The sequence below is a fragment of the Corynebacterium sp. HMSC061H03 genome, assembly GCF_001838215.1.
Lineage (GTDB): Bacteria > Actinomycetota > Actinomycetes > Mycobacteriales > Mycobacteriaceae > Corynebacterium > Corynebacterium jeikeium_D.
The window spans coordinates 1-5,364 of record NZ_KV836063.1; the positions used below are offsets into that span (position 1 = coordinate 1).

4 protein-coding genes are annotated in these 5,364 nt (G+C 55.0%); 1 reads left to right on the forward strand and 3 read right to left on the reverse strand.

Features of this window, described 5'->3' with window-relative positions:
* Positions 1 to 54: 54 nt before the first annotated feature.
* The 3 genes from pbp2m to HMPREF2787_RS04285 form a co-directional block, all read right to left on the reverse strand.
* Positions 55 to 1,836, reverse strand: coding sequence for a penicillin-binding protein PBP2M (gene pbp2m, locus HMPREF2787_RS04275; protein WP_070858493.1), 1,782 nt, complete (start codon positions 1,834 to 1,836; stop codon positions 55 to 57).
* A gap of 113 nt (positions 1,837 to 1,949) precedes the next feature.
* Positions 1,950 to 2,780 carry a serine hydrolase gene (locus tag HMPREF2787_RS04280; protein ID WP_012360808.1) on the reverse strand — a complete coding sequence of 277 codons (831 nt, stop codon included), beginning with the start codon at positions 2,778 to 2,780 and terminating at the stop codon, positions 1,950 to 1,952.
* The gene (locus HMPREF2787_RS04285; protein WP_012360809.1) at positions 2,777 to 3,637 is read right to left on the reverse strand and encodes a LysR family transcriptional regulator; all 861 of its coding nucleotides are present in this window, start codon (positions 3,635 to 3,637) and stop codon (positions 2,777 to 2,779) included. The genes HMPREF2787_RS04280 and HMPREF2787_RS04285 overlap by 4 nt, the downstream gene beginning before the upstream one ends.
* A gap of 114 nt (positions 3,638 to 3,751) precedes the next feature.
* Here HMPREF2787_RS04285 and HMPREF2787_RS04290 point away from each other — a divergent pair, with 114 nt between their 5' ends.
* A complete protein-coding gene (locus HMPREF2787_RS04290; RefSeq protein WP_016421371.1) occupies positions 3,752 to 5,332 on the forward strand; it encodes a helicase-associated domain-containing protein in 1,581 nt (526 codons plus the stop codon).
* The last annotated feature ends 32 nt before the right edge of the window (positions 5,333 to 5,364 follow it).

Consider the following 5,364-nt stretch of genomic DNA (forward strand, 5'->3'; position numbering starts at 1 on the left):
CGGAAAAGACACACTTTTCTTTACTTAACCCGTGCTAGAGGTTATGACGCAAGTTTATTGAATTCCAGAGAATTTCTGAACATCCGGCGAGCGAAGGAAACGCCCGGCCATTTCCACAGCTGGCTGAGAAGAATCTCCTTCGATTACAAGGGACGCAATCGCCAATTCCCCTGTCGTTCCAGCGAACCAGCCATTGGAAAGCTTGCCATCAATTTCTGCTGTACCAGTCTTTCCGCCAAGTGCACTAAGATCACTCAACGACCTAGCTGAACCGTGGTCAATTGTTGATTTCATCATCGTCCGGAGGCTTTGAATAGTTGTATCGCTGACATGCTGGTCTGCCTGTTTATTCACTACTGTCTGTTCGCCTTGAATGAGCTGTGGAGGAACAAGCAAGCCGCCGTTAGCGACAGTCGATTGCATGAGCGCAATCCCAAATGGACTAGCTAGAACCTCGCCCTGTCCAATAGAAGCCTCCACACGAGGAGGTCCAGCCGGTGTCCGCGGCACCGAACCAGTAAGTGTGGTCATCCCTGGTACGTCGAAGTCGGAGCCAATTCCGAGTTCTAAAGCAGTCCGTTGCAGATCATCTTCTCCCAAACGATCCGAAATGACCGCTTGGGTTGTGTTACATGATTGGGCGAAAGCTTCTTCCAGTCGAACGCTACCTAGATCGAAGTCATGATCGTTGGGAATCTTGCGTCCAGCGACGGTGATATTGCTAGGACAAGGTAGTTCCTCATCCATGCTGACTGCCCCTGCCTCTAGTGCCGCCGCTGTGGTCACAGTTTTGAACGTCGATCCCGGTGGGAATAGCCCGGTGAGTGCGATTGGCCCTTGGTTATTTGCCTTGTCATTTTGTGCAACGGCAAGGACACCTCCTGTTCTAGGATTGAGCACGACTAGAACTGCGGCACGTTGCTCACTGTCCACTGCTTGTTTTGCTGCGCTTTGCAGTGTGTTATCCAGAGTGGTTGCGATTGGCTGAACTCGGCGAGGCGGCTCAGAGGCTACCGTCGTCATACCTTGTGAACTCTCAGCGCGTATCGACCATCCTGAATTAGCATCGAGCACTGACTCCCAATATTTGTTCAATTCAGCATCCAGCGGAGAGTTAAGAGTTTTGGACACGCTTAAGAGACGCCCCTGCTCCACAGTGGAAATTCCCTCAAAGGTCCTAAGTTGCTCTTGTATCTTCCGGAAGTCTTCCTGCCTCAAAGTGAGGAGCACGGTGTCTTCATCCTGAGACTCTCCCAAGGTCTGCTCGATCCACTCCTTAGTCGTTGTGGGAGACACTGGTGCAAAAATCTGGGCCAATTCCTGCGCTCTAGAGGCTATATCTTTGCGACCTCGTACCTGAATAACTTTCGTCCAGGTCATATATTCATTGCCCAAGCGATCTTTAATTGGAAGATCGTACTGTTTATCTTCAGCAAAAAAGAGTGCGGAATCATCGCTCAACTGAGCTTCGAAGATCGAAGGCAACCATTGAGGCTTACCATCCTGTCCACTAAGGACGAGCCGACCATTGCTCTCCAACTCCACACCATCTTTGGACCAAGTCACATGAGTATTCTGCTTTCCATTGGAAATATCAGATTTTTCGATGTTGACCTTCACACCATGAAGTGACTGCCGAAATTCATGAAGGGCGCGCTCCGGGTCTGGATGATCCAGATACCGTGCAGCCTTGCTGTCATCTCCCGCGTTGAAAGCTTTGAGAAATACGTCTGAGTCTGATTCCCACGGTAGAGCTGAACAGCTGCTCAACATCACTGCGGAGAGCGAACAGAGTGCAATCACCGACTGACGGAAACGATTGTGCTTAGTCATCATGGGAGTGACGTTAAGTGAGACGCATTGGATGCCACCAATATCACATAATGCAATTGTCTCATTTCATTCACATATAGGCGATGGTAGAAGTGTGTATTCAAGTGGCAGAAATTCTAACGAAGAGCGTCCACGAGCAGTCTAGCCACTTCGCCAATAGCACCATCGTGAGTACTCATTGCTTGTTCTGGCACCACCTGTTTCAGCATGATGGACACCACAATGGGCTCCTCGCCCTCAACCTGGATAATCGAAGCTTCACCATGGAGAAGTCCTACAGTGCCCGTTTTTCCATAGATATCAACGCCGCTTGGAGGAAAGCCTGAAGGAACACGGTGACGCCACACCTGCAACCCCAAGAGTTCACACATAGATCGACGTACCGCTGCACTATCGTCTTTCCAAACCTGTTCCAAGTCATTAGTTATTTCCGCCAACGAAGAGACTGCAGAAAACGCTATATCTGTACTACTCCCCCCTTGGGATTGAACATATTGACGCAATTGTTTCTCCGCCGTCACTAAGCTATTCCGATCTTGCAAGTCATAATGAGGTGGAAACCGTTTAAGAAATGCTTCTCGAGCCCACGCAGGCAGTAGACGCAAAATCTCGTGGGCGGCCACGTTATCTGACACCGATGCGACTTGTTTCATTAAGTCTCGGAGACTCACGTTCACTGCGTCATCAAAGGCAGCGAACCCATACCCTTCGTAAGTTCCTTTGGACGGTGCAACGTCAACACGAAGACGAGGATCCAGATCACCTCGTTGAATCGCTTCCAAAGTGAGGTGGAGGAGCCGGATTTTATATAAGGATGCCACCGTAATTTTCTCGTCTTGTTTGCGTCCGATAGTCACCCCATCGTGCAGTCGCGATGCACACCACCATCCCTCACACCCCGACCGCGTCAACACGTTTTCCAGGGCCATCTCCATCCGTGCAGTCATTGGTTAATCCTTCGACAAATTCTTTCGGCGACCGCCATGGCCTCGGCGCCATTGTCCATCCCACCTCGGCGAACCACTACATCCACGGAAAAATCGAAACGGGAAGGAAGCTCAATAGCATTGTCAAACTGGTGAAAACCGCGAAATACCAAAGACATCCCCTCCCCTCTTCCAATCAATAAGCCCCTACCTAGAGCATCCTCTGAATCATTAATTTCGCAAGACACACCCGACCGAAATAGCTCTCTCGCCAAACCACTGGCTGCACTTGAATTGTCATTCAGGTTCTCCACCAGCAGATTCAATTGAGACAAGGTCTTATCCAACCTTGAATACCCCGGCGGCACCACTAGATCACGTGACAGAGAAAACTGCCTCGCACTGCGGTGAGTACCCAAGGGAACCGGAGCTTGAACAAGCCCCGCATGAATAGCGCCTTCTTCAACACGGGCAAGAATCTCAACAGAAGGCAGTGACGACAAAACTACTCCATCATGCTGCTGTGCCTTTGCTGCAATACGCGATCCTATCTCGCTTGGAAGCGCACTACTGATGGCCAAACGAAACCCGCTTTGCGCACCACTTCGGATACCGTCAATCATCGAATGCATAGTCTGAAGATCGCGATTAATCACCCGGGCATATGGAAGCAAGGTCAACCCTGCCTCGGTTAGTTTCACTTCCCCCGCCCCTCGGATAAATAGCGGTGTACCTACACCAGCTTCTAAGCGCTTAATGGCATTGGAGACAGGCGGCTGACTCACTCCCAGTCGCGCTGCCGCCGCTGTAAAACTACCGGTCTCCGCTAAAGCCACGAAATACTGCCATTGGCGCAGATTTCCCGTCTGAGCAATCATGGGTCTCAGCATAGTGGAGCACGAGTTCGCACCACTGCAGCGTAAAATGATGTCTTTGGCTTGAGCAACACCGTCGCGGTGGCGTCGATAAACAAAAAGGAAGTGACACACAGCGTGGGCATTGGAAACGGACCGCTCATTGTGCAGTCGGATAAGACCGTGCTGCTGGAAATCGACCACGAACAGGCGCAGGAGGCGCGCACCGCGCTGGCACCGTTCGCGGAGCTGGAGCGCGCGCCGGAGCACGTGCACACCTACCGCATCACCCCGCTGGCGCTGTGGAACGCCCGCGCGGCAGGGCACGACGCGGAGCAGATCATGGACGTGCTGGAAACCTACTCGCGGTTCCCCGCCCCGCAGCCGCTGCTCATCGACATTGCCGACACGATGGATCGCTACGGGCGGCTGAAGCTCATCAAGCACCCAGCGCACGGGCTCGTGCTAGAGACGACGGACAGGGCTGTGCTGACGGAGATCCGGCGTCACAAAAAGATCAAGCCCATGTTGGGCGCAGAGATCGACGAGGACTCGATCGTTGTGCACCCTTCCGAGCGCGGCAGGCTCAAGCAGGAACTGCTGAAGGTCGGCTGGCCCGCAGAGGACCTGGCGGGATACGTCGACGGCGAGGCACACCCCATCGAGCTGTCGCAGGAACACGAAGAATGGCAGCTGCGCGACTACCAGGAGATGGCGGCCGATAGCTTCTGGGAAGGCGGCTCGGGCGTGGTAGTGCTGCCATGTGGTGCGGGCAAGACGATGGTCGGCGCGGCCTCGATGGCCAAGGCAAAGGCCACCACCCTGATCCTGGTGACGAACACCGTCGCGGGCAGGCAGTGGAAGGACGAGCTAGTGCGCCGCACCTCCCTGACGGAGGATGAAATCGGCGAATACTCCGGAGAGAAGAAGGAGATCCGCCCCGTGACCATCGCCACCTACCAAGTGGTCACGCGCAAGTCGAAGGGCGAATACCGGGCGCTGGAGCTGTTCGACTCCCGCGACTGGGGCTTAATCATTTACGACGAGGTTCACCTGCTGCCTGCCCCGGTGTTCCGCATGACCTCCGACCTGCAGTCTCGCCGCCGTCTGGGGCTCACCGCCACCCTGGTGCGCGAGGACGGCCGCGAAGGCGACGTATTCAGCCTGATCGGGCCGAAGCGCTATGACGCCCCATGGAAGGACATCGAGGCCTTCCTGGATCGCATGTCCCCCGGCGGTCTCTCGTCCGTTCCCCAGTCCCTGCGGTATTTGATTGACGACGCCACCAGGGCATTCCAGCAGGGCTCCGCCACCGAACCCCACTCGGCTCGTGTCCCGTCTCGCGTGGATACTCCCCAGCGCAACATCATGGACATCACTGGGGACTCCACCGAGATCGCCTCGGAGATCGACGGCGCCGTGGAGGGTTTTCGCCGCGCCCACGACCAGGCCATCGCCGTGGACCCGGCGGACGGCACGAAGGCCTCGGACACCCGGACCTTCCGCTCGCCGCGGGAGATCATGTCCGAGCTGCGCCGCGCCTATACCGCGGGCACACAGGTGCGCCTGCACTACGTGGACTATGCGGGTGCCACCAGCCATGACTGGATCTCCATCGTGATGATGACCCCCTCCACCATCTCCGCGGTGCTCGAATCCACCGGGGAGAGCCTCACGATCCAACCCCACCGCATCGCTGCGGTGGACGTGCCGTGCTAGAGGGTTAAGTAAAGAAAAGTGTGTCCGCATGC

What these genes read in the sequence shown, in the direction of transcription:
- HMPREF2787_RS04285 (WP_012360809.1), bottom strand. Translation starts at nt 3,637, where the DNA reads ATGATTGCTCAGACGGGAAATCTGCGCCAATGGCAGTATTTCGTGGCT.
- HMPREF2787_RS04280 (WP_012360808.1), bottom strand. Translation starts at nt 2,780, where the DNA reads ATGACTGCACGGATGGAGATGGCCCTGGAAAACGTGTTGACGCGGTCG.
- pbp2m (WP_070858493.1), bottom strand. Translation starts at nt 1,836, where the DNA reads ATGATGACTAAGCACAATCGTTTCCGTCAGTCGGTGATTGCACTCTGT.